This is a genomic window from Pseudoxanthomonas sp. CF385 (genome assembly GCF_900104255.1).
GTDB lineage: Bacteria > Pseudomonadota > Gammaproteobacteria > Xanthomonadales > Xanthomonadaceae > Pseudoxanthomonas_A.
The window spans coordinates 870,454-894,800 of record NZ_FNKZ01000002.1 but is presented as its reverse complement, the minus strand read 5'-3'; the positions used below and the strand labels follow the sequence as shown (position 1 = coordinate 894,800).

General features: G+C 69.1%; 31 protein-coding genes. 13 read left to right on the top strand and 18 right to left on the bottom strand.

Going from position 1 to position 24,347, the window contains the following annotated elements; translation table 11 throughout:
- The first annotated feature begins 84 nt into the window (after window positions 1-84).
- Window positions 85-603 carry a hypothetical protein gene (locus tag BLT45_RS14455; RefSeq protein WP_093301394.1) on the top strand — a complete coding sequence of 173 codons (519 nt, stop codon included), beginning with the start codon at window positions 85-87 and terminating at the stop codon, window positions 601-603.
- Here BLT45_RS14455 and BLT45_RS14450 read toward each other — a convergent pair.
- The 4 genes from BLT45_RS14450 to BLT45_RS14440 form a co-directional block, all read right to left on the bottom strand.
- The gene (locus BLT45_RS14450) at window positions 600-968 is read right to left on the bottom strand and encodes a nuclear transport factor 2 family protein (protein ID WP_093301391.1); all 369 of its coding nucleotides are present in this window, start codon (window positions 966-968) and stop codon (window positions 600-602) included. The genes BLT45_RS14455 and BLT45_RS14450 overlap by 4 nt on opposite strands.
- A 31-nt stretch (window positions 969-999) precedes the next feature.
- On the bottom strand, window positions 1,000-1,131 hold the full coding sequence (locus BLT45_RS18630; RefSeq protein ID WP_256385848.1) for a hypothetical protein: 132 nt from the start codon (window positions 1,129-1,131) through the stop codon (window positions 1,000-1,002).
- Between the two features lie 70 nt (window positions 1,132-1,201).
- Complete coding sequence (locus BLT45_RS14445) at window positions 1,202-1,594, bottom strand: DUF488 domain-containing protein (protein ID WP_093301389.1); 393 nt, start codon at window positions 1,592-1,594, stop codon at window positions 1,202-1,204.
- A 7-nt stretch (window positions 1,595-1,601) separates the two neighbouring features.
- Entirely contained in the window at window positions 1,602-2,858 is a 1,257-nt protein-coding gene (locus BLT45_RS14440; RefSeq protein WP_093301386.1) for a 6-phosphofructokinase, read from the bottom strand.
- Window positions 2,859-2,979: 121 nt separating this feature from the next.
- Between BLT45_RS14440 and BLT45_RS14435 the strand changes: the two genes are divergently transcribed.
- From BLT45_RS14435 to BLT45_RS14420, 4 genes are all read left to right on the top strand, one after another.
- Entirely contained in the window at window positions 2,980-3,558 is a 579-nt protein-coding gene (locus tag BLT45_RS14435; protein WP_093301383.1) for an adenylate kinase, read from the top strand.
- A 134-nt stretch (window positions 3,559-3,692) separates the two neighbouring features.
- Window positions 3,693-5,402: a cellulase family glycosylhydrolase gene (locus BLT45_RS14430; RefSeq protein WP_093301380.1), complete on the top strand. Its 1,710-nt coding sequence runs from the start codon at window positions 3,693-3,695 to the stop codon at window positions 5,400-5,402.
- Between the two features lie 85 nt (window positions 5,403-5,487).
- Window positions 5,488-6,861 (top strand): UDP-N-acetylmuramate:L-alanyl-gamma-D-glutamyl-meso-diaminopimelate ligase, encoded by a 1,374-nt coding sequence (gene mpl / locus BLT45_RS14425; RefSeq protein ID WP_256385847.1) that lies wholly within the window; start codon window positions 5,488-5,490, stop codon window positions 6,859-6,861.
- 9 nt (window positions 6,862-6,870) lie between these two features.
- A complete protein-coding gene (locus BLT45_RS14420; protein ID WP_093301377.1) occupies window positions 6,871-7,446 on the top strand; it encodes an LON peptidase substrate-binding domain-containing protein in 576 nt (191 codons plus the stop codon).
- A 16-nt stretch (window positions 7,447-7,462) separates the two neighbouring features.
- Here the strand turns inward: BLT45_RS14420 and BLT45_RS14415 are convergent, their stop codons facing one another.
- Complete coding sequence (locus BLT45_RS14415) at window positions 7,463-9,469, bottom strand: bifunctional DedA family/phosphatase PAP2 family protein (RefSeq protein ID WP_093301374.1); 2,007 nt, start codon at window positions 9,467-9,469, stop codon at window positions 7,463-7,465.
- 129 nt (window positions 9,470-9,598) lie between these two features.
- On the opposite strand from BLT45_RS14415, the gene BLT45_RS14410 reads away from it, so the two are divergent.
- From BLT45_RS14410 to BLT45_RS14385, 6 genes are all read left to right on the top strand, one after another.
- Window positions 9,599-10,195 (top strand): phosphotransferase, encoded by a 597-nt coding sequence (locus tag BLT45_RS14410; RefSeq protein ID WP_254771916.1) that lies wholly within the window; start codon window positions 9,599-9,601, stop codon window positions 10,193-10,195.
- A 40-nt stretch (window positions 10,196-10,235) separates the two neighbouring features.
- On the top strand, window positions 10,236-11,057 hold the full coding sequence (locus BLT45_RS14405) for an SDR family oxidoreductase (protein WP_093301372.1): 822 nt from the start codon (window positions 10,236-10,238) through the stop codon (window positions 11,055-11,057).
- 45 nt (window positions 11,058-11,102) lie between these two features.
- Window positions 11,103-11,507 carry a DoxX family protein gene (locus BLT45_RS14400; protein ID WP_093301369.1) on the top strand — a complete coding sequence of 135 codons (405 nt, stop codon included), beginning with the start codon at window positions 11,103-11,105 and terminating at the stop codon, window positions 11,505-11,507.
- Window positions 11,508-11,514: 7 nt separating this feature from the next.
- Window positions 11,515-11,952 (top strand): VOC family protein, encoded by a 438-nt coding sequence (locus tag BLT45_RS14395; RefSeq protein WP_093301366.1) that lies wholly within the window; start codon window positions 11,515-11,517, stop codon window positions 11,950-11,952.
- 25 nt (window positions 11,953-11,977) lie between these two features.
- The gene (locus BLT45_RS14390; protein WP_093301363.1) at window positions 11,978-12,508 is read left to right on the top strand and encodes a cysteine hydrolase family protein; all 531 of its coding nucleotides are present in this window, start codon (window positions 11,978-11,980) and stop codon (window positions 12,506-12,508) included.
- Between the two features lie 80 nt (window positions 12,509-12,588).
- Window positions 12,589-13,821, top strand: coding sequence for an acetylornithine transaminase (locus tag BLT45_RS14385; protein WP_093301360.1), 1,233 nt, complete (start codon window positions 12,589-12,591; stop codon window positions 13,819-13,821).
- Here BLT45_RS14385 and BLT45_RS14380 read toward each other — a convergent pair.
- The 6 genes from BLT45_RS14380 to thiE form a co-directional block, all read right to left on the bottom strand.
- Window positions 13,796-15,115, bottom strand: coding sequence for a sensor histidine kinase (locus BLT45_RS14380; protein WP_093301358.1), 1,320 nt, complete (start codon window positions 15,113-15,115; stop codon window positions 13,796-13,798). The two genes, BLT45_RS14385 and BLT45_RS14380, sit on opposite strands and share 26 nt — an antisense overlap.
- The gene (locus BLT45_RS14375) at window positions 15,112-15,789 is read right to left on the bottom strand and encodes a response regulator transcription factor (RefSeq protein WP_254771894.1); all 678 of its coding nucleotides are present in this window, start codon (window positions 15,787-15,789) and stop codon (window positions 15,112-15,114) included. Before BLT45_RS14375 ends, BLT45_RS14380 begins: the two co-directional genes overlap by 4 nt.
- A 15-nt stretch (window positions 15,790-15,804) precedes the next feature.
- Complete coding sequence (locus BLT45_RS14370; RefSeq protein ID WP_093301352.1) at window positions 15,805-16,929, bottom strand: type 1 glutamine amidotransferase domain-containing protein; 1,125 nt, start codon at window positions 16,927-16,929, stop codon at window positions 15,805-15,807.
- 64 nt (window positions 16,930-16,993) lie between these two features.
- Window positions 16,994-17,623, bottom strand: a complete 630-nt coding sequence (locus tag BLT45_RS14365; protein ID WP_093301350.1) for an HAD-IA family hydrolase — start codon at window positions 17,621-17,623, stop codon at window positions 16,994-16,996.
- The gene (gene hemL, locus BLT45_RS14360) at window positions 17,620-18,912 is read right to left on the bottom strand and encodes a glutamate-1-semialdehyde 2,1-aminomutase (protein WP_093301347.1); all 1,293 of its coding nucleotides are present in this window, start codon (window positions 18,910-18,912) and stop codon (window positions 17,620-17,622) included. The genes BLT45_RS14365 and hemL overlap by 4 nt, the downstream gene beginning before the upstream one ends.
- A 102-nt stretch (window positions 18,913-19,014) precedes the next feature.
- A complete protein-coding gene (gene thiE / locus BLT45_RS14355; RefSeq protein WP_093301344.1) occupies window positions 19,015-19,653 on the bottom strand; it encodes a thiamine phosphate synthase in 639 nt (212 codons plus the stop codon).
- 35 nt (window positions 19,654-19,688) lie between these two features.
- On the opposite strand from thiE, the gene BLT45_RS14350 reads away from it, so the two are divergent.
- Window positions 19,689-19,910, top strand: a complete 222-nt coding sequence (locus BLT45_RS14350) for a rubredoxin (RefSeq protein WP_093301341.1) — start codon at window positions 19,689-19,691, stop codon at window positions 19,908-19,910.
- Between the two features lie 196 nt (window positions 19,911-20,106).
- Here the strand turns inward: BLT45_RS14350 and BLT45_RS14345 are convergent, their stop codons facing one another.
- The 4 genes from BLT45_RS14345 to BLT45_RS18430 all read right to left on the bottom strand — a co-directional run bounded on the left by BLT45_RS14345 (window position 20,107) and on the right by BLT45_RS18430 (window position 22,181).
- Complete coding sequence (locus BLT45_RS14345; RefSeq protein WP_093301338.1) at window positions 20,107-20,955, bottom strand: SirB1 family protein; 849 nt, start codon at window positions 20,953-20,955, stop codon at window positions 20,107-20,109.
- 38 nt (window positions 20,956-20,993) lie between these two features.
- On the bottom strand, window positions 20,994-21,440 hold the full coding sequence (locus BLT45_RS14340; protein ID WP_093301335.1) for a DUF192 domain-containing protein: 447 nt from the start codon (window positions 21,438-21,440) through the stop codon (window positions 20,994-20,996).
- Between the two features lie 56 nt (window positions 21,441-21,496).
- Window positions 21,497-21,949, bottom strand: a complete 453-nt coding sequence (locus tag BLT45_RS14335) for a hypothetical protein (RefSeq protein WP_093301332.1) — start codon at window positions 21,947-21,949, stop codon at window positions 21,497-21,499.
- An 88-nt stretch (window positions 21,950-22,037) separates the two neighbouring features.
- Complete coding sequence (locus tag BLT45_RS18430; protein WP_217629571.1) at window positions 22,038-22,181, bottom strand: hypothetical protein; 144 nt, start codon at window positions 22,179-22,181, stop codon at window positions 22,038-22,040.
- Here BLT45_RS18430 and BLT45_RS14330 point away from each other — a divergent pair.
- Window positions 22,137-22,481, top strand: coding sequence for a helix-turn-helix domain-containing protein (locus tag BLT45_RS14330; RefSeq protein WP_256385850.1), 345 nt, complete (start codon window positions 22,137-22,139; stop codon window positions 22,479-22,481). The two genes, BLT45_RS18430 and BLT45_RS14330, sit on opposite strands and share 45 nt — an antisense overlap.
- Before the next feature lie 10 nt (window positions 22,482-22,491).
- Here BLT45_RS14330 and rpiA read toward each other — a convergent pair whose 3' ends face one another.
- From rpiA to BLT45_RS14315, 3 genes are read right to left on the bottom strand one after another with little or no spacing between them, the layout of a single operon-like run.
- The gene (gene rpiA / locus BLT45_RS14325) at window positions 22,492-23,142 is read right to left on the bottom strand and encodes a ribose-5-phosphate isomerase RpiA (RefSeq protein ID WP_093301329.1); all 651 of its coding nucleotides are present in this window, start codon (window positions 23,140-23,142) and stop codon (window positions 22,492-22,494) included.
- 33 nt (window positions 23,143-23,175) lie between these two features.
- Entirely contained in the window at window positions 23,176-23,643 is a 468-nt protein-coding gene (locus BLT45_RS14320; protein ID WP_093301326.1) for an EVE domain-containing protein, read from the bottom strand.
- Window positions 23,640-24,242: a 5-formyltetrahydrofolate cyclo-ligase gene (locus tag BLT45_RS14315; RefSeq protein WP_093301324.1), complete on the bottom strand. Its 603-nt coding sequence runs from the start codon at window positions 24,240-24,242 to the stop codon at window positions 23,640-23,642. The genes BLT45_RS14320 and BLT45_RS14315 overlap by 4 nt, the downstream gene beginning before the upstream one ends.
- Between the last annotated feature and the right edge of the window lie 105 nt (window positions 24,243-24,347).

Sequence of the window (24,347 nt, the reverse complement as noted above, 5' to 3'; positions counted from 1 at the left end):
GAGCGCACCGCCATACGTGACGGAGGGGTTCAGGCGGCCCGTGCCAGCCTTGCGGCCCACGTCCCGTTTCGTACCGGAGTCGCCATGCGTCCCAGCGTCGCAGCCCCACTGCTTGCCGCCTGCCTGCTCGCGTCCGCGGCCCGCGCCGCTGAGCCGGCGCCGGAGATCCAGCGCCCGCCCGCAAAGGCGCAGGCGACCGGCGTGGTGCACAGCCTGCGACAGATTCCGGAGGCGTGCGCGCGACTGGAAGGTGCCTTCACCGGCGATGCGGCGCAGCCCTACCGCTACTCCCCCGTGCGCACCAGCCCGCAGTGCCAGCCGCGTGCGCGCTTCGTCGATTTCGACAAGGCCAAGCCGTCCGTCGCCGCGGGCTGGAAACTCAACGACGTCATCCGCGTGCCCAATGCGGCGTGCCCGTCGCAACAGGCCGTGGTGCGGGTCTGGCGCAAGCCCGGCAGCGCCACGCCGCCCGCCGCGGATGGTCAAGGCCAGTCGCGCATCTACCTGCAGGACGCGAAGCAGCAGGCCGCCGGCGCCGCCCAGGCGCCTTCGCTGACCCTGTTCGCGGCGAAGCTGGAGATCGAGGGCAAGGCCTGCCGCTAGGGCGCCGCCTGCGTGCCCTGGTGGTAATGCAGCTGCCAGCCGAGCGCGGTGCGCCGCCACACCGACACGCGCAGGGCGGCGTGGCAGCGCATGCCGTCGGCGCCGACTTCATGCGAAGCGAAATGCAGCAACGCGACACCGTCTGCCATCCGCTCGACGCGATGGTCGTAGGCGATGACGTTCGGCGGTGAAGGGCGATCGGCGAGGAAATCGATGACTGTCTGTCGCGTATAGCGCTTGCCCGAGCGGCCGATCTCGTGGAAATCCGGATGCAGCAGGCGCTCCAGCCGTGCGCGCGTGCAGGTCACGCCCGGGTGGTGGAGTTCGGTTTCGAGGGCCGTCAGTTCGGCGAGCAGGTCGTCCATCGCGACATGCTAGCGCGATGGACGACGTCGATCAGGACGTGGCGCGCGCAGGCGAAGCCGTATCGTCCTTCTGCGCGAGGTATTGCCCGAAACGATAACCGGCGCCCGCGATGGCGAGGCCGATGGCAACGGCAAGCAGTCCGACGAGCACTTTGCGGAACATGGCGGAATCCCGGGGGCGAGGCGACGAGGCCACGCTAGCACCGGCGCTGCCGGCGGACCGGTGCCTGAAGTCACCCTGCCCGAAGTACCGCGCCCCGTTCGTCCAGCAGGGCGCGCAGCACCGAGCGGTGGCAGTGCGCCTCGTCTTCGCAATAGCAGCCCACCGAGAAATCGCTGCCGTGCGACAACGCGGCCAGCAGGTCCAGCGTGCGGGCGGTGTCGGGCGCGGCCATTTCGGCACGGTACTTCTTCACGAAGGCCGCCCACGCCTTGGGCGAGGCGGCGCCCTGCGCTTCCTTCACCAGCTCGGTGCTCGGCGCGAGGGCGGGATACCAGACGTCGTACCAGTCCTGCGAGGCGAACTCGGATTTCGGCACGCCGCGCGGCGGCCGGCGCACCGTGCCGATGCGCAGGCCTTCGTCTTCCGCGCGCGGGCTGCCGAGGCGAACGATGCGGATCGGCATCGCGCGCTCAGCCCTCCCAGGCGGGCAGCTTCTTCTTCACCGCGACGTTCTTCAGCGCGACATACTTCGGCAGGCCGTCGGTGCCGTAAGGCGGGTAGGCCTCGCCACGGATCAAGGGCTGCAGGTACGCGCGCGCCTTGTCGGTGATGCCGTAACCGTCCTTGCGGATGAAGTTCGGCGGAAACTTCTTCTCGTGGTTCGCCACCTTCGACAGCGGCGCGGCCTCGATCTTCCATCGGAACGGCGCGTCGGAGGTGCGCACGATCACCGGCATGACCGCGTTCTGTCCCTTCAGCGCGAACTGCACGGCGGCCTTGCCGACGGCCTGCGCCTGTTCCCAGTCGGTCTTCGAGGCGATGTGGCGCGCCGAGCGCTGGAGGTAGTCGGGCAGGGTCCAGTGCACCTTCAGGCCCAGCTGGTCCTTCACCCGGCCGGCCAGGTAGGACGCGACGCCGCCCAGCTGGGTGTGGCCGAACGAATCCTTGCCGCCGCCGGCATCGGCGACGAAGCGGCCGTCGGCATGCTGGATGCCTTCGCTGGCCACCACCACGCACCAGCCCACGCGGTCGACAACCTTCTTCACCTGCGCGAGGAACTGCGTCTCGTCGTAGGCGCGCTCGGGGAACAGGATGATGTGCGGCGCTTCATCCGGCGACTGCCCGGCCAGCCCGGCCGCGGCGGCCAGCCAGCCGGCATGCCGGCCCATGGCTTCGTAGACGAAGACCTTGGTCGAGGTTTCCGCCATCGCGGCGACGTCCAGCGCGGCCTCGCGCACGGAGACGGCCGTGTACTTGGCGGCGGAACCGAAGCCGGGGCAGGTGTCGGTGACGGCCAGGTCGTTGTCGACGGTCTTCGGCACGCCGATGCAGGTCAGCGGGTAGTCGAAGGCCTGCGCCAGCTGCGACACCTTCCATGCGGTGTCCGCGGAATCGTTGCCGCCGTTGTAGAGGAAGTAGCGCACATCGTGCGCCTTCAGCACCGCCAGCAGGCGCTCGTACTTGGCCCGGTCGGCCTCCAGCGACTTCAGTTTGACGCGGCAGCTGCCGAAGGCGCCGCCCGGCGTGTGGGCCAGGGCGCGGATGGCCGCGGCCGACTCCTTGCTGGTGTCGATCAGCTCCTCGCGCAGGGCGCCCAGGATGCCGTTGCGCGCCGCCAAGACCTTGATTTTCCGGGCCCGCGCTTCGGTGATGACCGCCGACGCAGAGGCGTTGATGACGGCGGTGACACCGCCGGACTGCGCATAAAGTAGGGTGCCAGACGCCATGTGGGGTTCGTTCCGGGGTGCGGGGATGCGGTAAGCTTCACACAGATGACGCGGTGCAGCGCGGCGCCCGGCGCCCGGCGCGGTCCACCGCCCGCAGGATTCCAGTTTCGGGAGTTACAGCATGCGATTGGTTCTACTGGGCCCACCCGGGTCGGGCAAGGGCACTCAGGCAGCGCGCCTGAAGGACTACCTGCAGGTACCGCACATCTCCACCGGCGACCTGCTGCGCGCCGAAGTCGCCGCCGGCAGCCCGCTGGGCCTGCAGGCCAAGGAAGTCATGGCGCGCGGCGAGCTGGTCAGCGACGACATCCTGCTCGGCATGCTGGAAGACCGTTTCTCCCGTGACGACACCCGTGCCGGCTTCATCCTGGACGGCTATCCGCGCAACCTCGTGCAGGCCGCTGCGCTGGGCCAGCTGCTGGCCAAGCTGGGGCAGAAGTTCGATTTCGCCGTGCAGCTGGAAGTGCCCACCGAACTGCTGGTCGAGCGCATCGCCGGCCGCGCCAAGGCCGAAGGCCGCGCGGACGACAATCCGGAGTCGGTGCGCAAGCGCCTGCAGGTCTACACCGACCAGACCGCGCCCGTCATCGATTTCTACCGCCAGCAGGGCGAACTGACCGTCGTCGACGGCGTCGGCTCGCTGGACGAGGTGTTCACCCGCATCACCGAGGCCTTGGCGCCGGCGAAGGAAGTGGGCTGACGTCCCTTCCGCACCCCGCGTGACCTCCTGGAGCCCCGCCCGTGCGGGGCTTCTGCTTTCCGGGCTGTGATGATCGACCGCACGAGGCCCAAGGCGGGCTGTTATGGTCGCGCTCCCGAGGTCCGGAGTCGTCGATGAAGCGCCTTGCCTGCCTGCTGCTCGCCTGCCTGGCCGCCTCGTCCGCGGCGCAGGCCAAGGATTTCCTCCGCACGCAGGGCACGCAGATCGTCGATGAAGCCGGCAGGCCGGTGATCCTGCGCGGGATGGGATTGGGCGGCTGGATGCTGCAGGAAGGCTACATGCTGGACATCGACGGCGTGGGCACGCAGCGCAGCATCCATGCGCGCATCGCCGAGTTGATCGGCCCGCAGAAAGCCGATGCGTTCTACCAGGCCTGGCGCGACAACCACACGACCAAGGCGGACATCGATGCGATGGGCCGATGGGGCTTCAACTCCGTGCGCCTGCCGATGCACTACGCGCTGTACACCGCGCCGGTTGAAGAAGAGCGCGTGCCGGGCCGGCAGACGTGGCGCGAAGAGGGCTTCCGCCGCACCGACGCGCTGCTGGCCTGGGCGAAGGCTAACGACCTGTACCTCATCCTCGACCTGCACGCCGCACCGGGCGGGCAGGGCAACGACAACAACATCGCCGACCGTGATCCTGCCACGCCATCGCTGTGGGACGACCCGCGCCACCAGGACAAGATGGTGGCGCTGTGGAAGAAACTGGCGCAGCGCTACAAGGACGAGCCGTACATCGCCGCGTACGACATCATCAACGAACCGAACTGGGGCTTCGCCGACAAGGCCGACAGCAACGGCTGCAAGGAAGAGGGCAACGCGCCGCTGAAGGAGCTGCTGGTCCGCACCACGCGTGCGATCCGCGAGGTCGACAGGCGCCATATCATCGTCATCGAGGGCAACTGCTGGGGCAACAACTACCGCGGCGTGCTCGACGACGGGCCTTGGGATGACAACCTGGTGATCAGCTTCCACAAGTACTGGAACGTCACCACGCGCGACAGCATCGCCGACATGCTGGCATTGCGGGACAAGCACCGGATGCCGCTGTGGCTGGGCGAAACCGGTGAGAACTCCAACGACTGGTTCGCCCGTACCGTGGCGCTGGTGGAAGGCGAGGGGATCGGCTGGGCGTGGTGGCCGCTGAAGAAGATCCGCTACAACAATCCGCTGCAGATCATCCCCAACGAGGGCTATCGGCAGGTCTTGGCGTACTGGAAGGGCGTGGGCCCGAAGCCGTCGGCGGAAGACGCCGAAGCCGCGCTGATGCGCTTCGCCACCGAGGACGTGCGCTACGCGAACAACGTGCAGCATCCCGACGTGATCGATGCGCTGTTCCGCGCGCCGCACTCGGACCAGACGGTACCGTTCAAGGCGCACGTGATCGGCGCGGCGGGCGGCACGATCGCCGCGGTCGACTTCGACATGGGCCGCGACGGCGTGGCCTACCACGACCTCACGCCGGCCAACCACCACATCTCCGACGGCGGCGAGCGCGTGGTATGGAATCCCGCCATGACGTATCGCAACGACGGCGTCGACCTGGGCAAGGACCCGGACGGAACGTTGCATGTCGCCGGGCTGCAGTCGGGCGAATGGCTGAAGTACACCTTCGAGGCGCCGGCGGGCGGGACGTACCGGCTTGCCCTGGACGGGCGCGGCGACGGCCAGGTGTCGCTGGTACTCAATGGCATGCCGGTGAAGGCCGTTGGCCGTACCAGCGGCTTCCGCGCGCTGGCGCTGGCTCCGGGCCGCAATACGCTGGTGGTGAAGGCCGAGTCGGGCACCTTCGACCTGGAGACGCTGCGCTTTTTCCGCTGAACCGCCGTCACGCCATGGCCCGCGGCCGGATGCCGAAGCGCGCGCGCTCGGCTAAAGTCTGCGCAGTCATTCCGGAAGCGCAGTCTTGAAGATCCACATCCTCGGCATCGCCGGCACTTTCATGGGCGGCGTGGCCGCCCTGGCCCGCGAACTCGGCCACACCGTCGAAGGCAGCGACCAGGCCATCTACCCGCCCATGTCCACTCAGCTGGAGACGCTGGGCATCACGCTGGCGCAGGGCTACCTGCCGCAGAACATCGCGCCCGACTGCGACGAGATCGTCATCGGCAACGCGCTCTCGCGCGGCAATGCGGCGGTGGAAGCCGTGCTCGACCAGGGTCGCCGCTACATCTCCGGTGCGCAGTGGCTGTCCGAGCGTGTGCTGCCCGGCCGCGACACGCTGGCCGTCGCCGGCACCCACGGCAAGACCACCACCACCACCATCCTGACCTACCTGCTGGAAGCGGCGGGCCGCTCGCCGGGCTTCCTGATCGGCGGCGTGGCCGAGGACTTCGGTGTATCCGCGCGCATCGGCGGCGGTCGCGAGTTCGTGGTCGAAGCGGACGAGTACGACACCGCCTTCTTCGACAAGCGCAGCAAGTTCGTCCACTACCGCCCGCTGGTCGCCATCCTCAACAACCTGGAGTACGACCACGCCGACATCTTCCCGGACGTGGCCGCGATCCAGCGACAGTTCCACCACCTGGTCCGCACGGTGCCGCGCCGCGGCCGCCTGATCGTCAACGGCGAGGATGCACGCCTGGCGGAGGTGCTGGCCATGGGCTGCTGGACGCCGGTGGAGCGCTTCGGGCTCTACGACGGCGTGTCCGACGCATCGCTGGAGTGGAGCGCGCGCCTGATCCGCGAGGACGGCAGCGCCTTCGCGGTGCGCCACAACGGCAGCGAGATCGGCGAGGTGCACTGGCCCATGCTGGGCCGGCACAACGTGCTCAACGGGCTGGCGGCGCTGGCCGCATGCCATGCGGTCGGCGTGGACGTGGCCAACGTGCTGCCGTCGCTGGCCGCCTTCCGCAGCGTGAAGCGGCGGCTGGAAGTGATCGGCCAGCACGACAACGTCACCGTCTACGACGATTTCGCCCACCATCCCACCGCCATCCACACCACGCTGGAGGGCTTGCGCGCACGCGTCGGCGAGGCGCGCATCGTGGTGGCGATGGAACCGCGCAGCAATTCGATGCGCTCGGGCGCGCATGCCGAGGCACTGGCGCCGTCGCTCGACATCGCCGATGCGGTCGTGTTCCTGCATCGACCGGAACTGGCATGGGACGCCGCCAAGGTGGTGGCCGCCATCCGGGGCGACGCGCGCACCGTGCCGGATGCCGACGCGCTGATCGCCGCGCTACGGCAGGTCGTGCATCCAGGCGACCACGTGGTGTTCATGTCCAACGGCGGTTTCGATGGCGCGCCGCGACGCTTCCTGGCGTCGCTGCAGGGGTGAGCGGGCGGCATGGCGACCGAATCCCTCCCGTTGTTTCCGCTGCAGAGCGTGCTGCTCCCCGGCGCCGCGATGGATCTGCGCGTCTTCGAGCGTCGCTATCTCGATCTGGTGCGTGACTGCGGGCGGGCCAGCAGCGGTTTCGGCGTCTGCCTGATCCTGGAAGGCCACGAGGTGGGTGCGCCCGCCACGCCGGCGGCCTATGGCACCGAAGCGCTGATCGAGGACTTCGACATGGGCGCGGACGGCCTGCTGTCGCTGCGCGTGCGCGGCCACCGTCGCTTCCACGTGCAGCGCACGCGCGTGCGCGACAACGGCCTGGTGCTGGCCGACGTGGAATGGCTCGCCGCCGACCATGACGAGGCCCTGCGCCCCGAGCACGCGCTGCTGGGCACGCTGTTGCAGACGATGATGGAAAAGACCGGCACCGACATGAGCAAGCTGCCGGCGCGTATCTTCGAACACGCGGCCTGGGTCGGCTGGCGGCTGGCGCAGATATTGCCGATCACGCCGGAGCAGCGCGTCACCGTGCTGCAGGAAGACGATCCGCACGCGCGCCTGCAGCACCTCTTGAACTGGATCGACTGATCGCGCGATCCCGCGCTCAGCGCACGGCGTCTACGTCCGTGGTGCAGATCCGCAGGACCGGCAGGCCGGATTCCGGATGCGGCGCGATGGCGTGGTCCAGGCCGGTGGTGACCTGGCTGACCGCATCCAGGGCCGTACGCGCTTCGCGCAGGGGCCGCCACAGCCGCACCAGGTTGAACGCGCGCTGCTGCTGCAGCACCTGCGCGCTGCCGATCCACAACGGCACGTTGCCCGGTTGAAGTCGCGTATCCGCCGGCCACAGGCGCAGCACGAAGACTTCGCCCGGCTGGTCGCCAGCGCGCACCATCAGCAGGCTTTCCGCGCGCGTGTCGAGCGTGGCGGGCAGCACGGGTTGTTCGTGGTCGGGCAGGTCGCTGTCGAGCAGGTTCAGGGCTTCCTCCCACCCGGCCTGCGACTGCGCACGCCAGCCTTGGGCGGTGAGCGCGGCCTTCAGCGGCGCCAGCGGTCCGGCGACCTGCACATCCAGCGGCCAGCGTTGTTCGTCGTCGAACTCGTTGCGCCGCGCGGGCAGCGTCTGCCAGTCGCGTTGCCACCAGTCCTGCAACGCCAGCGTGCGCTCGATCACCGGCGACTGGAACTGCGCCAGCATGTGCTCCACGTTGCGCGGCGCGTGCCACAGGCCCGCCAGCACGAACGCCCCGTAGAACAGCCATGCGATCGGCTTGATCCAGAACGAACGCACCATGCGGCGCCGATAGGCGATGCCCAGCACCAGCAACCACACCAGCCCGAACAGCATGCCGCCGATCACGTCGCTGAGCCAATGCGCGCCCAGGTAGATACGGGCGAAGCCGATCAGCGCCACCACGATGCCGGAGACCAGATAAGGCCATACCCGCGTGCGTCCCGGCAACTCGCGTGCGATCAGCACCGCGAAGAAGCCGAACGTGATCGTCGACATCGTGACCGCGATCGAGGGAAAGCCGAACCCGCTGCTGACCGACGGCGGCTTGGGAATGTCCACCGACGCACCGAGCCAGGCCGTCAATGCCAGGCCGAACGCCAGCGCCGCCACCCAGTGGCCCGCTGCCATCCAGCGCTTGCGCCACGCCAGGTAGGCCAGCACCAGCAGGGAGGCCGGCGCCAGCACCTGTTCATCGCCGAACGACGCGATCGCCGCCAGCGGGTAGTCGGCGAGCGGGTTGCGCAGCGCGCGCATCAGATCGTAGACCATCACGTCGATGGCCAGCGGCTCCCCGTGGCCGATGACGATCACCAGGAACGCAAACCACACCCAGACGATGGCCAGCAGCAGGATGGCCAGCAGCGCCAGCGGCACGGACTCACGCCGCCCGGGATCGAAGACCGCGGCCGTGTAGCGGCCGAGCACGGGATGGGCATGCGACCACGCCAGCGCGCGCGCGAGCAGTGCATCGGCGTGCGCCGCGAACCAGCGGTACGTGTACAGCACCAGCGCCCAGGCGACCGCCAGCACGACGACCAGCAGGCCCAGCACCAGCGCCAGCCGGCCTGCGACGGCCGCAACGGCATCGTAGGCGTGGCCGAGCACCCAGCCCGGCAGCAGGAAGGATACCGCCCACGCGAGACACGCCGCAGCGCTCGCGATGCCGTACCGGCGCAGCGGCATCCGCGAAATGCCGGCCACGGCCGGTACGAAGGGGCGGATCGGGCCGACGAAGCGCGCCACGAAGATGCTCTTCCACGCATTGCGCCGGAACAGCACCTCGCCCCGGTCCAGCAACTGCGGGTAGCGGCGGAACGGCCATACCGAACGCAACTGCTGGCCCCAGCGGTGGCCCACCCAGTAACTGGTCGCATCGCCGATCAGGGCGCCCAGCATGGCGCACGCGACGGCGTAGGGCCCCGAGATCTCGCCCAGCCCGATCAGCACGCCCACCGCGAACAGCAAGGGCAGCGCAGGCACGATGGCGCCCAGGATGATCACCGCGTCGCAGAAGGCGATCGCGAAGATCACCAGACCCGCGGCCACGGGATGCGCGCTGATCCAGGCCAGCAGGGAGTCTAACCAGGTGGAATCCATCGGCGGATTATAGGCGGCGGTCGCTGACCGGCGCCCCCTCCTCCCGGACGGTAGAATGACGAGGTGGACTTGCGCTCGCCTTCCGAAATCGCTGCACTCAAGGCCGACAGCTTCGGCCGCATCTCGCTGATGCAGGGCCCGGACGGCCCGTTCGTGCGGCGTGACCTCGCGCACGTTCCGCTGTGGCTGCGGCTGCCGGCGTGGTGGCTGGCGCGCCGGGAAGCCCTGGCGCTGCGCAAGGTCGCCGGCATGGCCGACGTCCCTCAACTGCTGGCCTGGACCGGGCGCCGCCTCGACCGCAGCTACATGGAAGGCGCCGCGATGTACCAGCGGCCGCCCCGCGGCGACATCGCCTATTTCCGTGCGGCGCACCGGCTGCTCAAGCACCTGCATCGCCGCGGCATCGCCCACAACGACCTGGCCAAGGAAGCCAACTGGCTGGTCCTGGCCGACGGGCGCCCGGCGATCATCGACTTCCAGCTCGCCACCCGTGGCGATCCGCGCTCGCGCTGGATGCGCCTGCTGGCGCGGCAGGACCTGCGCCACCTGCTCAAGCACAAGCGCATGTACTGCGCCGCGTCGATCACGCCTACCGAGAGACGCGTGCTGAAGCGCACTTCATGGCTGCGCGATCTCTGGTTCCGCACCGGCAAGCCGGTGTATCGCTTCATCACCCGCAAGGTGTTGAAGTGGGAAGACAACGAAGGGCAGGGGCCGAAGCCGTGAGCGCATCCGCATCCATCCGATCTTTCTCCCGGAGTACGCCATGACCTCGCTGGCCGGCAAGACCCTTTTCATCACCGGCGCCTCGCGCGGCATCGGCCTGGCCATCGCCCTGCGCGCCGCGCGCGACGGCGCCAACGTGGCCATCGCCGCCAAGTCGTCGGTGCCGAATCCCAAGCTGCCCGGCACCATCCATACCGCCGCGCAGGCGGTGACCGAGGCGGGTGGCCAGGGGCTGGCGCTGAAGTGCGACATCCGCGAGGAGGACGAGGTCAAGGCCGCGATGGCCGCCACCGCCGATGCCTTCGGCGGCATCGACATCCTGGTCAACAACGCCAGCGCCATCTGGCTGGCCGGCGCGCTGGACACGCCGATGAAGCGCTTCGACCTGATGCAGCAGGTCAACGCGCGCGGCAGCTTCCTCTGCGCGCAGGCCTGCCTGCCGTACCTGAAGCAGGCCGCCAATCCGCACATCCTGACCTTGGCGCCGCCGCCGTCGCTCGACCCGAAGTGGTGGGCGCCGCACACCGGCTACACGCTGGCGAAGATGGGCATGAGCTTCGTGACCCTGGGCCTGGCCGGCGAGTTCGGCCCCCAGGGCATCGCCGTCAATGCCCTGTGGCCGCGCACCATCATCGCCACCGATGCGCTGAACATGATCCCGGGCGTGGAAATCCCGCGCTGCCGCACGCCGCAGATCGTCGCCGATGCCGCACACGCGGTGCTGGTGCGCGAGGGGCGCGGTTTCCATGGGCAGTTCCTCATCGACGAGGATGTATTGCGGGAGGCCGGCGTCGCCGACTTCTCAAACTACGCCGTCGATGCCTCGCAGCCGTTGTTGCCCGATCTGTTCGTCGACCCGTGACCCTCCCGCGACACGTCCTCTTGTTCCTTCACCGGAGCCACGACCATGCCGTCCGCTGAACTTCCGGCACGCCAGGCACTGGCCTTCATCCGCGTGGCATTGGCTGCGCTGCTCTTCATCCACGGCGTGGCACGCGTACTGGCCGATGGCGTCGCGCCCTTCGGTACCTTCCTCGAATCGCAGGGCTTTCCGTTCGGGCTCGCGATCGCCTGGTTCGTCACCGTATTCGAACTCGTCGCCGCGCCCGTATTCGCATCGGGACGCTGGGTCAGCCCGATCGCGCTGATATTCGCAGCGATCTACGCCTGCGGCATCTGGCTGGTGCACGCGCCGGCAGGCTGGTTCGTCGTGGGCCTCGGGCGCAACGGCGCCGAGTACAGCGTGCTGATACTCGTCTGCCTGCTCGCCAACGCGTGGGCGCACCGGCGACGCGTTTCCCTTCCGAAATGAGGTTGTCATGAAGTACCTGCATGCGATGATCCGCGTCCACGACCTGGATGCCACCGCCCGCTTCCTCACCGAAGGCCTTGGCCTGGCCGAGACACGGCGGATGGAGAACACGCAGGGCCGGTTCACCCTCGTGTACTTCGGCGCACCGGCGAATCCGGAAGTGGAAGTGGAGCTGACCTACAACTGGCCGCCGGAAGATGGCGGCCCGGCCGAGGATTACGGCAGCGCGCGCAACTTCGGCCATCTGGCCTTCGAAGTGGACGACATCTACGCGCTCTGCACGCACCTGCAGTCGCGGGGCATCACCATCAACCGCCCGCCGCGGGATGGCCGCATGGCCTTCGTCCGCACCCCGGACCTGATCTCCATCGAGCTGCTGCAGAAAGGTGCCGCATTGCCGCCGCAGGAGCCTTGGCTTTCGATGGCGAATACGGGAAGCTGGTAATGCATCCGAACAAGGAATTCTGCCGATGAACCTCGCCCTGATCGTGATCGACGTGCAACGTGGCCTGTTCGAACCCGCGCCGGCCGATGCCGATGCGGTCATCGAGCGCATCAATGCACTGTCGGCGAAAGCGCGGCAGGCGGGTGCCCCGGTGATCTTCGTGCAGCACGAGCGCGCCGGCGACCTCGCGCCGGAGTCAGAGGCGTGGGCATTGCATCCCGCGCTGATGCTGGAGCCGGGCGACCACCGCATCCGCAAGGCCACGCCGGATTCGTTCCTGCGCACCGGGCTGGACGAAGTGCTGTCGTTCTGCGGCGTCGAAGGCGTGGTGCTGTGCGGCTACGCCACCGAGTTCTGCGTGGACACCACCACCCGCAGCGCCGCCGCGCACGGCTACCACGTGCTGCTGGCCGCGGACGCCCACACTACCCACGACAAGCCGCACGCCGACGCCGCCCGCATCCGCGAGCACCACAACGCCACGCTGCCGGCGATCCGCAGCTTCGGCGTCGGCATCCGCGCGCTGCCGGCCGGCGAGATCGCCTTCGCCGCCTGAGGCCCGATGCTGCGGCGCCCGCTGGCGTGGGCTGCGTGATCGGCGACAATACGCCGCCATTTCCGCTGCGAGCCGCCGCCATGAGCGCCACGACCTCCGCCGACCTGCTGGCCAACGGCCAACGCTACTACCTGCCGGTGTACCGTCCGCGCGAGGTGATCCTGGAGCGCGGCCAGGGCGCGCGCGTTTGGGACAGCGAGGGCCGCGAATACCTGGACCTGTCCGCCGGCATCGCCGTCTGCGGCTTGGGCCACAACGACCCGGACCTGGTCGCGGCGCTGACCGAGCAGGCCGGCAAGCTGTGGCACACCAGCAACGTCTTCTACAGCGAGCCGCCGCTGCGCCTGGCGGAGGAACTGGTCACGGCGTCGCGCTTCGCCGAACGCGTGTTCCTGTGCAATTCCGGCGCGGAAGCCAACGAGGCGGCGATCAAGCTGGTGCGCAAGTGGGCGGCCTCGCAGGGTCGGCCATCGGATCAGCGCGTCATCGTGACGTTCCGCGGCAGTTTCCACGGGCGCACGCTGGCCGCCGTCACCGCCACCGCGCAGCCGAAGTACCAGGAAGGCTATGAGCCGCTGCCTGGCGGTTTCCGTTACGTCGACTTCAACGACCTGACCCAGCTCGAGATCGCCATGTCCTGCGGCGACGTGGCCGCGGTGATGCTGGAGCCGGTGCAGGGCGAGGGCGGTGTGATGCCGGCCGCGCCCGGGTTCCTCAACGCGGTGCGCGCGCTGTGCGACCACTACGGCGCGCTGCTGGTGCTGGACGAGATCCAGGCCGGCATGGGCCGCACGGGAACGTTGTTCGCGCATTGGCAGGACGGCGTGGTGCCCGACATCGTCACCCTGGCCAAGGCGCTGGGCGGTGGTTTCCCGATCGGCGCGATGCTGGCCGGGCCGAAGGTCGCGCAGGTGATGCAGTTCGGCGCGCATGGCACCACCTTCGGCGGCAACCCGCTGGCGGCCGCGGTCGCGCGTGTGGCCTTGCGCAAGCTCGCGTCGACGCAGATCGCCAACAACGTGGCGCGCCAGTCCGCCGCCCTGCGCAAGGGCCTGGACACGATCAATGCGGAGCTCGGGCTGTTCGCCCAGGTGCGCGGCCGTGGTCTGATGCTGGGCGCCGTGCTCAACGCGAAGTACGCCGGCCGCGCAGGCGAAGTGCTGGATCTGGCCGCGGCGCAGGGCCTGCTGATGCTGCAGGCCGGCCCGGATGTGCTGCGCTTCGTGCCGGCCCTGAACATCACCGATGAGGAAGTCGCGGAAGGCCTGAAGCGCCTGCACGCGGCGCTCAGGGCGTTCGCGGCGCCGCGCTGACGCGCGCCACGGGATCTGCCCGCAGCCGTAGGCGGGCTGTCGTGCCGTCGGCTTCGCGATCGAAGCGCAGGTCGATGGCGTGCCGTTCGCAGAGGCGCCGCACGATCGACAGGCCCAGGCCGAAACCGGTGCTGTCCTCGCCCTTCGCGAAAGGCGCGAAATCGCTATCGCGGATGGGCTGACCGGGGTTACGGATGCAGAGCGCATCCGCCTCCCGCGTGATCGCAATGCGGCCTTCGTGGGTGTGCGCGAACGCGTTGCCGATCAGGTTGGCCAGCAGGACCTGCATCACGGGTGCAGGCAGAACGGTGGTGACGTCGGCGGGAACATCGACGGCGACCTGCACCTGTTTTCCTTCCAACAGCGGCGATTGTTCGATCACCACACGCTCCAGCAACGGCAGCACGCGGGATTCCTTGATCGTGGCCGAAGCGGGCGTCTGCTCGCGCGCCAGCGCCAGCAGCAGGGCGACGGTCTGCTCGAGGTGCGTCGCGGACAGCCTGACATGCTCCACGCTGGCGCGCGCATCGGCACTCAGGGAGCCATCCGTCGACAGGCGTTCGCTGGCGGCACGGATGACGGCGAGCGGCGTGCGCAGCTCGTGGCTGGCGTCGCGGGTGAATTCGCGCTCGCGCTCGACGAAGTCCCGCATGCGGGCGATCAGGTCGTCGAGCCTGCGAGCGACCACGCCCACTTCATCGTCCGGGAAGCTGGCGGCGAACCCGGGTGGCAGCCGATCCGGCGTCGCATCGCCTACCGCATCCGCCAGCCGCGACAGGGGTGCGGTCGTGCGCCGTGCCAGCCAGCTGCCCAGCAGCAGGGCCAGCGCCACCATCGCGAACCCGGACCAGGCGAGCAACTGGAGCAGCTGCGCACGCATCGGCCGGACCACGAGCAGCGAGCTGACTTCGGCGACAAGCCAGGCAGGCGGTTCGTTCGTGCGAGGAGACTGCAGAGCGCGCAGGTGATAGTGGCGGCCCTCACCGCCGGCGAACTCGCGGCGCCGCGGCTCCTGGCGCAGGGCCTCGGCGATGCCGTCAGGCAGCGCGGCCGTGGAGGGCACGACGGACATGAAGCCATCGCGAGGCGTGGTCCAGCTTCCGTGGTCGCGGTGATGCTGCTGCTGCGCGACGGCCTCGCGATCCAGCATGGTCTCGAAGAGCTGGTCCTCGACGGTGTAGACGAACAGCACCACATACAACGCGAACAGCGCGGCGACCAACAAGGTGAAGCCCGCGAAGGCCAGCATCAGACGGTTGCGCAGCCGTCGACGGGGCGGGACGGCGCGGCTCATGCGTCGGCCTCCAGGCGGAAGCCGACGCCATGCACGGTCTTCAGCATGGGCGTGGCGAAGGGCTTGTCGAGCAGCTGGCGCAGCAGATACAGGTGCGTGCGCAACGGATCGGATTCGGGCGGCGCGTCGCCCCACAGACGCTGGATCAGTTCGCTGCGCGTCAGCGTGCGCGGCCATGCCTCGGCCAGGGCGAGCAGGATCTGGTACGGCGTGTGGTGCAGGTCGAGCGGCTGATCCCCGCGCGTCGCCTGGCCGATGCGGCGGTCGATGCTCAACGTGCCGATGCGCACCAGGTGCGCTGCGCCACCGCGGTGCCGCAGCGTGAGCGCCTGGCAGCGTGCGACCAGTTCCGCGCCGGCGAAGGGCTTGACCAGGTAGTCGTCCGCACCCGCCCGGAACCCCTGCAGCTTGTCCTCGAGTGCGTCGCGCGCGGTCAGCATCAGCACCGGCACGTGGCGGTCGGCCTGTGCGCGCAGGCGCTCGCACAGGCGCAGGCCGTCCAGGCCTGGCAGACCGACATCGAGTACGAGGACATCCGGCGGCGCATCGAGCGCCATCTGCAGTCCACTCAGGCCGTCGGCGGCGAACTCGACCGCCAATCCGGCATCGGCGAACAGGTGCTGCAGCTGCACCCGCAACAGTGCGTTGTCTTCGATCACCAGGATGCGGGGCACGGGTGCCGCCATCGTTCAGCCGTCGATGCGTTGCAGGAGGGCCTTAGCTTCCGCCATGTCGGGCTTACCTGCCAGCACCTGCTGCACCAGCGCGCGCGCCTGCGCGTGTTCGCGCAACCGCAGGTGCGCTTCGGCGGCACCGAGTTTCAGTTGCGGTTGCGCCATGTAGGGCATCGCCAACTGCATCAGCGCCAGGGCATGGCGCACGTCTTCGTCGCGCTCCGCGGCCTGCGCCTGGTAATAGCCCAGCAATCCCAGCAGATCCACGTGGTAGCGATCCTTGTCGCGAGCGAGGGCCTCGGCGACGCCGCGCACGTCGCCCGCGCGGGCCTGCGCGGCCAGGGCCATCGTCAATTCGTCGCGCCAGGGCGTGCGCGTGGCCGGTTCGCGGCCGAGTGCACGCACGATGGCCTCGGCGACGCCGGGGGTGGAGTACGGGTTCTGGCCGGTGACGAGCCGCCCGTCCACGACGACCTTCGGCATCATCAGCGGCGCTTCCTGCCACTGCGCCCCGCGCGCGCGCAGCGCATCCTCGAGTTGCCAGGGGAATTCCTTCGCCCAGCGCTTGCCGAACACGGTCTCCTCCTCGAGGGTGAAGCCGGTCATGGCTTTCCCGGCGACCAGCGAGCGGCCGTCGGCGAGCGTGACGTCGACCAACGCCGCCGGGCCGTGGCAAACCGCGCCGATCACCGCGCCGCGCGTATGCGCGTCGGCCAGCAGCGAGGCCAGCGCGGTATCGCGCGGCAGATCGAACATCGCGCCCTTGCCGCCCACGACGTAGATCGCGGCGTAGTCCGCGCTCTTCACCTCGCGCGTCGAGCGCGTCGACGCGAGTGTGCGCATGGCGTCCGCATCGGCCAGCAAGGCGGCGTTGAAGGGTTCCTGCGCGTTGTAGGTGTCGGGCTCCACGGCACCGCCCTGGGGACTGGCGACGTCCACCTCCAGGCCGTTGGCCTTGAAGATCAGCCACGCCTGCGAGAGTTCGTCGAACTCGTAGCCCGGCCGGGTCTTGCCCTGGCCGCGGCCTTCGCCGCTGACGACGATCAGGACCTTGTCCGGCGCAGCAGCGTGCGCGGCCGGGACGGCGGCAGTGAACAGCAGCGCGCCCAGCAGGCGCAGTGCGTTGGGGATCAGGGACATGGCGCGGCTCTCCGGTGGAAGGCCGCCAGTCTCCCGCGTCCGGATCAAGCAACCATCAAACGCGCTACCAGCCCGTCTGCGGGCCGAATACGTAGCGCTTCAGCGCCTTGCCGAAGCTGCGTGAATCGGTGACGGTTTCGGCGTGCAGGCCCGCTTCGCGCGCGCCCTGCACGTTGGTGAACTTGTCGTCGACGAACAGCGTGCTGCCGGCGTCCCAGCCCAGCACCTCGAGCGCGCGTGCGAACGTCGTCGGCGCCGGCTTGCGCATCTGCAGGCCGCCACTGGTCAGTACGCGACCCTCGATGCGGGCCGCCATCGGCGCGACGATGCGGGGGATCGCCTGCGTCATCAGCACGCCGTTGTTGGTCAGCACGCCCAGGGCGAGGTCGGCGTGCAGCGCATCGATGCGCGCCAGCACGCCGTCGATGGCCGTGCTGCCGGCCATCCGCGAGGCCAGCCAGGAGGCTTCATCCACCGCCGCACCCAGGCCATCACCCAGCCGGCCGAGGTAGGCCGCGGTGTCGAGCGTGCCGCTGTCGTATTCGGTTTCCAGTCCCGAGAGGAACAGCACCTCGCGCACCCGCTCGGGCGCGCAGCCCGCATGCGCGGCGAGGTGGGCGAGCCGCACCTCGTGCCGATAGTGGGCCAGGACGCCGTCGAAATCGAACAGCACCTGATGGATGCGGGGTTTCATCCCGCGGCGACGACCTTGAAGGCCTCGCGCGCGGCGGCGATCGTCGCGTCGATGACGTCGGGCGTATGCGCGCTGGACATGAAGCCGGCCTCGAACGCCGACGGCGCCAGGTACACGCCCCGCTCCAGCATCGCGTGGAAGAAGCGGTTGAACGCCGCGGTGTCGCACGCCACGGCCTGCGCGTACGTGTCGACCTGCTGGTCGGTGAAGAACAGGCCGAACATCGCGCCGACGCGGGTGGTGGTCAGCGGTACGCCGGCCTCGCGCGCGGCGGCCTCCATGCCTTCGCACAGCGTGGCGGTCGCTGCCGTCAAACCTTCGTGGAAACCGGGTGTCTGGATCAGCTCCAACATCGCCAGGCCTGCGGCCATCGCCACCGGATTGCCGCTCAGCGTGCCGGCCTGGTAGATCGGGCCGGCCGGGGCGATCTGCTGCATGAGCTCACGGCGACCGCCGTAGGCACCCACCGGCATGCCGCCGCCGATGATCTTGCCGAAGGTGGTCAGGTCCGGCGCGATGCCGTAGTGCGCCTGCGCGCCGCCGAGGGCGACGCGGAAACCGGTCATCACTTCGTCGAAGATCAGCAGCGCACCGTGCTGCGTGCACAGGGCACGCAGGTGCTGCAGGTAACCTTCGCGCGGCGGCAGGCAGTTGGCGTTGCCGACGACGGGTTCGATGATCAGGCAAGCGATCTCGCTGCCGAACTGTTCGAACAGCGCGGTCGCGCCTTCGAAGTCGTTGTAGCTCAGGGTCAGCGTCAGTTCGCTCAGGCCCGCCGGCACGCCGGGTGAGGTCGGCACGCCCAGCGTCAGCATGCCGCTACCGGCCTTCACCAGGAACGAATCGCCGTGGCCGTGGTAGCAGCCTTCGAACTTGACGATGCGGTTGCGGCCGGTCGCGCCGCGCGCCAGGCGGATCGCCGACAGCGTGGCCTCGGTGCCGGAATTGACCATGCGCACCATTTCGCACGACGGCACCAGCCGCGTGATCGTTTCCGCCATCGTCACTTCGGCCGGGCAGGGCGCGCCATAAGACAGGCCGTTCTGGATCGCCGCCTGCACCGCCTCGCGCACAGCCGGATGGTTGTGGCCGACGATCATCGGGCCCCACGAGCCGACGTAGTCGATATAGCGGTTGCCATCCACGTCGTGCAGGTAGGCGCCGTCCGCGCGCTGCACGAAGAACGGCTCGCCCCCGACCGACTTGAACGCGCGCACCGGCGAATTGACGCCGCCGGGGAGAAGTTCCTGGGCGCGGGTGAAGAGGGCGTGGGACTGGTCGTGGTTCATGGGGATTCCGGGAAGTAGGGGGGTCGTCTTGTGGGAGCGACGTAAGTCGCGATGGAAGGGCCGTGATGCCTCATCGCGACTTACGTCGCTCCCACAGGAGCATCAGGCTCGGTCAAATCCTGCTCGGTAGGCCTGGGCCGCGGCCACCGGATCGGCCGCCTCGAACACGCCGCCGATCACTGCGACCAGGTCGGCGCCGGCGGCCACCAGCGGGCCCATATTGTCGGGCGTTATGCCGCCTATCGCCACCCGCGGCACGCCCAGCGCAGCGGCGCCGGCCAGCAAGGCCGGCGTGGCGCGTCGTGTGGTGACCTTGCTGGTGGTGGGGAAGAACGCACCGAAGGCCACGTAGCTGGCGCCTACCGATACGGCGCGCTGGGCGTGGATCGCGTCGTCGTAACAGGAGGCGCCGACGATGGCGTCGGGCCCGAGCCGCGCGCGGGCGGCGGCGATGTCGCCATCGTCCTCACCCAGGTGCACGCCCGCGGCGCCTATCGCGGCCGCCAGGCCGACGTTGTCGTTGACGATCAGCGGCACGCCGGCCTGCGCGCAGAGCGCCTGCAGGGCGGCGGCCTGTGCGTGGCGGCGGTCGGCATCCGCGTCTTTCTGCCGGTACTGCAGCCACGTCGCCTGCGGCAGCACCGCGGCCACGCGCGCCAGCAGGCGATCGGTGTCCGGTTCCTCCGGGGTGATCAGGTACAGGCCGCGGGCAGCGCGGACGGACGGCGGCAGGGATGTCATCGGCGAACTTCCGGTGCGTGGGCGGCGATGGGACAATGGCCGCTCCTCCAAGCCGGCATTATCCCGTGACCGACGCCACCACCACCATCTTCCGCACCTGGATGTGCGTGGTCTGCGGCTTCATCTACCACGAGGCCGACGGCCTGCCGGAAGAAGGCATCGCTCCGGGAACGCGCTGGGAAGACATTCCCGACGACTGGACCTGCCCGGACTGCGGCGTGAGCAAGGAGGATTTCGAGATGGTGGAGCTGGACTGAGCTTCGATGGCGATGTAGGAGCGACGTAAGTCGCGACCGCATGGATCGGTCGTCCTCGCAGCGGCATGGGCCAGGATGTGCGTCCGTCAACGCGCTTCGGTGGTTTGACACGCGCGCGAACGCAGTTCGATGGAGAAAACCTTCTGCGGTCGCGACTTACGTCGCTCCTACACCAGCGTCGGCAATCGCTTCGCGGTCAATGCATCCGCGACGTGCGCACCGCATTGAGTTCCACCAGCTGTTCGCGCAGGTCCGCGGCGTCCTTCGCGTCCGGCGACAGGTGCAGGTAGCGCGCCAGGTCGCGTTGCGCGCCGGCGCGGTAGTCCATCTTCAGATAGGCCTGGCCGCGGTCGCGCAGGGCGTCGGGTTGGTCGGGCGTGAGCTTGAGCACGCGGTCCGCGCAGCGTGCGGCACGGTCCCATTCGTCGCGTTCGGCGTACACGCCATGCAGGTTGCGCAGCGTGCGCACGAGGATCGCGCGGTGCGAGGCGGGGTTGAGGATGTGCAGCAGCGCGGCGTCGTCGGGGATGTCGCCGCCCAGGTGCGGCTTGGCGCGTTCGCGCAGTTCGTCCACGCCCAGCGGGCGGCCGCCGTTGAAGGGATCCATCACCAGCAGGCCGTCGTCCACCGGCAGGCGCACGAGGAAGTGGCCAGGGAAGGACACGCCGTCCAGCGGCACGCCCAGTCGGCGGGCGACCTCCATCTGCACCATCGCCAGCGAGACCGGATTGCCCAGGCGGCGCTCGAACACCTCGTTGAGGTAGCTGTTGCGCGGGTCGTAATACTCGTCGTGGTTGCCGGTGTAGCCCAGTTCGTCGAACAGGTGGCGGTTGATGGCCGCCATCTTCAATGGCCACGGCTCGATCATGGCGATCTCGTGGCGCAGGTGCTCGGCGTGGCTCTGGACCAGCGTGTCGTAGAGGTCGGGATCCAGGTCCGGATATTCGTCGCGCGCGATCAGCAGCGCGGTTTCCAGCAGCGGCACCGTTTCATCCGGCTGGCCGGCCAACGCATTCCATTCCGGCAATGTCAGTCGATCCCCCATGCCGACAGACTGGGGCCAATCCCACCGCGAATCAAGCCTCAGCGGACGGGCGGAATGCCCTTCCCGAACGTCAGCTCCGCACCGTCCTGGAGCTTGAGGCGCTCGGCTTCGCCGGCATTCAGTTCCAGCACGAAGCGGGCCGGCTGGTCGCTGGGGTAGGACGGGCAGGCGTCGCCGGCGGAACAGGGCGGCACGTTGCGCTGTTGGGTCACGAGCTTGCGGCCGTCGTCGAAATACAGGATGTCCAGCGGGATCCGGGTGTTCTTCATCCAGTAGGCCTGCGGCTCCTCGGCTTCGTGGATGAAGAGCATGCCGGTGCCGTCCGTCAGCGTGTCGCGGAACATCAGCCCGCGTGCGCGTTCGGCATCGTCGTCGGCGATCTCGACGGTGTACCTCTTGCCGCCGATTTCCACCCATTCGCCGCCGCTGGCGCAGCCGCTGAGCAGGAGGGCGGAGACGAGCAGGACGGGGGGCAGGCGGCGCATGGCGGCTTCCGGCGATCGGGAGTCGCCAGTCTACCGGTTCGCATCCCGGCGGTGCGTCAGCCCGCGGGCGCCTCGGCGGCCGGCTGCACCCGCACCCAACTGGCGATACGGCCCGCGACCCGCGCATTGTCGCGGTAGTACGCGGCGTTGTCGGCCAGCGCATGCCAACGCTGCTGGTCGCGGCACAGGGTGTGGAGCTGGGCGACGAAGCGCTGCATCAGTGCGCCATCCGGCATCGCCCCGCCGACTTGCGCGCCGTGCATCAGGTCGAGCAACAGCAGCAGCCCGTCCTGGCAGTGGTCGGCCTGCATGCGCGCCCCCACGTACAACAGGTCGAGCTGCGCCGGCGTGAGCAGGGTGATGCCGGGATCGGCCAGGCTCTGGGCGGGCCCGCCCTGCAAGGCCTGCAGCGCCTGTTCCAGCGCGCTTGGTGCGTCGTCGACGCCATGGATGACGGATTCGGCCGGGATCGCGTCGGCGTCCGGCGTTTCGGGTTGTGAGTCGGACATCGTGCGTTCCTTGCATGGCCGGCGGCGGTGTCGCTGCCGATCGCCGACAGCGCATTCTCATCGACTATATGAACACAAAATGTTCGCGTCAATTAACTTTGATAGTGATGCGCGCCGGTGCCTGTGCGCGTAAGTTTCCGGCATGGCCGACGAACGAGAAAAATTCGCACAACGCCTCGTGCACGCGATGCAGCAGGCCGGTTACGAGCCGCGCCCCATTGTCCTGTTCCATCTTTTCAACGCGAAATACCGCGGCTCTTCTGTCACGTTCCAAACCGTGTCGCGCTGGCTCCGCGGACGTGCGCTGCCGGAACAGGACAAGCTGCAGGTGATGGCCGATCTGCTCGGCGTCGAGCCGCATGCGCTGCGGTTCGGCGTGTCGGCGCGTTCGCGCGTGGCGGAAACACGTCCGCCTTGGCCGGCGGGTGCGGGCAGCCGCGAACGGCAGGTGGTGGAGGCCTTCCTCCAGCTGCCGCCGAAGAAGCGCGAGCTGGTGGGCGAGCTGGTGAAGGCGCTCTCCGACAGCGCCTAGGCGCTGCGGTTCACTTCAGTACGACCGGCGGCTCGCCGCCGACGATGACGATGTCCGCCGGGCGGCGGGCGAACAGGCCGACGCTGACCACGCCGGGGATCTGGTTGATCTCGCGCTCCATCGCCACCGGATCGGTGATCGACAGGTTGTGGATGTCCAGGATCAGGTTGCCGTTGTCGGTCACGGTGCCGTCGCGCCAGACCGGCTGGCCGCCGGTGAGCGCGAGGATCTCGCGCGCGACCAGGCTGCGTGCCATCGGGATGACTTCCACCGGCAGCGGGAACCTGCCCAGCACCGGCACCTGCTTGCTCGGGTCGACGATGCAGACGAACTGCTTGCTCGCCTCGGCGATGATCTTCTCGCGCGTGAGTGCGGCGCCGCCACCCTTGATCAGGCGCTTGTGCGGGTCGCATTCGTCGGCGCCGTCCACGTACAGCGACAGCGTGCCGGTGTGGTTGAGGTCCAGCACCTCGATGCCGTGCTGCTTCAGCCGCGCGGTGCTCTGCTCGGAGCTGGAGACCGCACCCTTGATGCGGTCCTTGACCCGTCCCAGCGCGTCGATGAAGAAGGCGACGGTGGAGCCCGTGCCCACGCCGACGATCATGCCGTCCTCGACGAACTCGATGGCCTTTTCGCCGGCCAGGCGCTTTGCTTCGCTCATGGGAAATGCGCTATCAGGAAGGGAGAAGGGGTGTCATTCCAGCGCCAGCAGGAACTTCCACTGCGCGGCGGTGACCGGCAGCACCGACAGGCGATTGCCGCGCTGGGTCAGCGCGAAGCCGTCGCCCAGCGCATCGGCGTGCTGCTTGATTTCGTCCAGGGTGATCGTGCGCGCGAGCTTGCGCTCGAACTTCACGTCCACCAGCGACCAGCGCGGGTCTTCGCGCGTGCTCTTCGGGTCGTAGTAGTCGGACTTGGGGTTGAACTGGGTGTCGTCCGGGTACGCCGCGGTGGCCACGGTGGCGGTGCCGACGATGCCGGGTTCCTTGCAGTTGGAGTGGTAGAACAGCACGCCGTCGCCGACCTGCATGCCGCGCATGAAGTTGCGTGCCTGGTAGTTGCGCACGCCGTTCCACGGCTCCGTGCCGACCTTCCTGAGATTGTCGATCGAGAAGGTGTCCGGCTCGGACTTCATCAGCCAGTAGCGCTTGCGTGCGGTCATCGCGGAGTTTCCGGCGAAACGGGAGAAGGGGTCAGGGTCGCGCGCTCGGTGCAGATCGCATCCAGCGGTACGTCCCAGGCCTGGGCGTCGACCGAGGCCACGCGTTGCGCCTCGAAGCCCACGCCGACCAGCCACGGCGGCGCGGGCTGCCGCAGGCGCGCGGCCAGCGTGCGGTCGTACCAGCCGCCGCCCATGCCGAGGCGATGGCCGGCGTCGTCGAAACCCACCAGCGGCACGGCGATCAAGGCCATCTCGTCGGCGCGCAGGCCGCTGCGCGGATCGATGTCGGGCTCGGGGATGCCGTAGCGGTTGGTCACCAGTTCGTCGCCGGGACGCCAGGGGGCGAAACGCAGGGTTTCGTCGTCGGCCAGCACCGGCAGGCAATAGATCACGTCTTTCGACAGCCGCAGCTGCCAGCTGTGCAGGCCGATCTCGCCGTCCATCGCCCAGTAACCCGCCACGTAGCCGCGTTCGGGCGCGAACGGCAGTGCGAGCAGGCGCGTGGCGAGTGCGTCGGCCCCGGCGATGCGCTCGGCGGCGGACAGGGCCCGGCGGCGTGCGCGCAGTTCGCGGCGCAGCGCGTCGCGCTGTGCCGTCATGGTCGTGGGATAGGGCGGAAGGGCATGCGCGAATTTTACGGCATGCGGCCCCGGCGTTGCCGGGGTGGGACCGCGGGAGCGGCGTCAGTCACGGCCCTGGGCGTC

Bases quoted from the DNA above. Each gene is read 5' to 3' on its own strand.
- BLT45_RS14340 (WP_093301335.1), bottom strand. From the start codon at position 21,440: ATGCGCCGCCTGCCCCCCGTCCTGCTCGTCTCCGCCCTCCTGCTCAGC.
- BLT45_RS14450 (WP_093301391.1), bottom strand. From the start codon at position 968: ATGGACGACCTGCTCGCCGAACTGACGGCCCTCGAAACCGAACTCCAC.
- BLT45_RS14420 (WP_093301377.1), top strand. From the start codon at position 6,871: ATGGCGACCGAATCCCTCCCGTTGTTTCCGCTGCAGAGCGTGCTGCTC.
- BLT45_RS14390 (WP_093301363.1), top strand. From the start codon at position 11,978: ATGAACCTCGCCCTGATCGTGATCGACGTGCAACGTGGCCTGTTCGAA.
- BLT45_RS14430 (WP_093301380.1), top strand. From the start codon at position 3,693: ATGAAGCGCCTTGCCTGCCTGCTGCTCGCCTGCCTGGCCGCCTCGTCC.
- BLT45_RS14315 (WP_093301324.1), bottom strand. From the start codon at position 24,242: ATGACGGCACAGCGCGACGCGCTGCGCCGCGAACTGCGCGCACGCCGC.
- BLT45_RS14365 (WP_093301350.1), bottom strand. From the start codon at position 17,623: ATGAAACCCCGCATCCATCAGGTGCTGTTCGATTTCGACGGCGTCCTG.
- BLT45_RS14350 (WP_093301341.1), top strand. From the start codon at position 19,689: ATGGCCGCTCCTCCAAGCCGGCATTATCCCGTGACCGACGCCACCACC.
- BLT45_RS14320 (WP_093301326.1), bottom strand. From the start codon at position 23,643: ATGACCGCACGCAAGCGCTACTGGCTGATGAAGTCCGAGCCGGACACC.
- thiE (WP_093301344.1), bottom strand. From the start codon at position 19,653: ATGACATCCCTGCCGCCGTCCGTCCGCGCTGCCCGCGGCCTGTACCTG.
- BLT45_RS14380 (WP_093301358.1), bottom strand. From the start codon at position 15,115: ATGAGCCGCGCCGTCCCGCCCCGTCGACGGCTGCGCAACCGTCTGATG.
- hemL (WP_093301347.1), bottom strand. From the start codon at position 18,912: ATGAACCACGACCAGTCCCACGCCCTCTTCACCCGCGCCCAGGAACTT.
- BLT45_RS14440 (WP_093301386.1), bottom strand. From the start codon at position 2,858: ATGGCGTCTGGCACCCTACTTTATGCGCAGTCCGGCGGTGTCACCGCC.
- rpiA (WP_093301329.1), bottom strand. From the start codon at position 23,142: ATGAGCGAAGCAAAGCGCCTGGCCGGCGAAAAGGCCATCGAGTTCGTC.
- BLT45_RS14345 (WP_093301338.1), bottom strand. From the start codon at position 20,955: ATGGGGGATCGACTGACATTGCCGGAATGGAATGCGTTGGCCGGCCAG.
- BLT45_RS14330 (WP_256385850.1), top strand. From the start codon at position 22,137: ATGCAGCAGGCCGGTTACGAGCCGCGCCCCATTGTCCTGTTCCATCTT.
- BLT45_RS14395 (WP_093301366.1), top strand. From the start codon at position 11,515: ATGAAGTACCTGCATGCGATGATCCGCGTCCACGACCTGGATGCCACC.
- BLT45_RS14445 (WP_093301389.1), bottom strand. From the start codon at position 1,594: ATGCCGATCCGCATCGTTCGCCTCGGCAGCCCGCGCGCGGAAGACGAA.
- BLT45_RS18430 (WP_217629571.1), bottom strand. From the start codon at position 22,181: ATGGAACAGGACAATGGGGCGCGGCTCGTAACCGGCCTGCTGCATCGC.
- BLT45_RS14415 (WP_093301374.1), bottom strand. From the start codon at position 9,469: ATGGATTCCACCTGGTTAGACTCCCTGCTGGCCTGGATCAGCGCGCAT.
- BLT45_RS18630 (WP_256385848.1), bottom strand. From the start codon at position 1,131: ATGTTCCGCAAAGTGCTCGTCGGACTGCTTGCCGTTGCCATCGGCCTC.
- BLT45_RS14435 (WP_093301383.1), top strand. From the start codon at position 2,980: ATGCGATTGGTTCTACTGGGCCCACCCGGGTCGGGCAAGGGCACTCAG.
- BLT45_RS14370 (WP_093301352.1), bottom strand. From the start codon at position 16,929: ATGTCCCTGATCCCCAACGCACTGCGCCTGCTGGGCGCGCTGCTGTTC.
- BLT45_RS14405 (WP_093301372.1), top strand. From the start codon at position 10,236: ATGACCTCGCTGGCCGGCAAGACCCTTTTCATCACCGGCGCCTCGCGC.
- BLT45_RS14385 (WP_093301360.1), top strand. From the start codon at position 12,589: ATGAGCGCCACGACCTCCGCCGACCTGCTGGCCAACGGCCAACGCTAC.
- BLT45_RS14335 (WP_093301332.1), bottom strand. From the start codon at position 21,949: ATGTCCGACTCACAACCCGAAACGCCGGACGCCGACGCGATCCCGGCC.
- BLT45_RS14410 (WP_254771916.1), top strand. From the start codon at position 9,599: ATGCAGGGCCCGGACGGCCCGTTCGTGCGGCGTGACCTCGCGCACGTT.
- BLT45_RS14455 (WP_093301394.1), top strand. From the start codon at position 85: ATGCGTCCCAGCGTCGCAGCCCCACTGCTTGCCGCCTGCCTGCTCGCG.
- BLT45_RS14400 (WP_093301369.1), top strand. From the start codon at position 11,103: ATGCCGTCCGCTGAACTTCCGGCACGCCAGGCACTGGCCTTCATCCGC.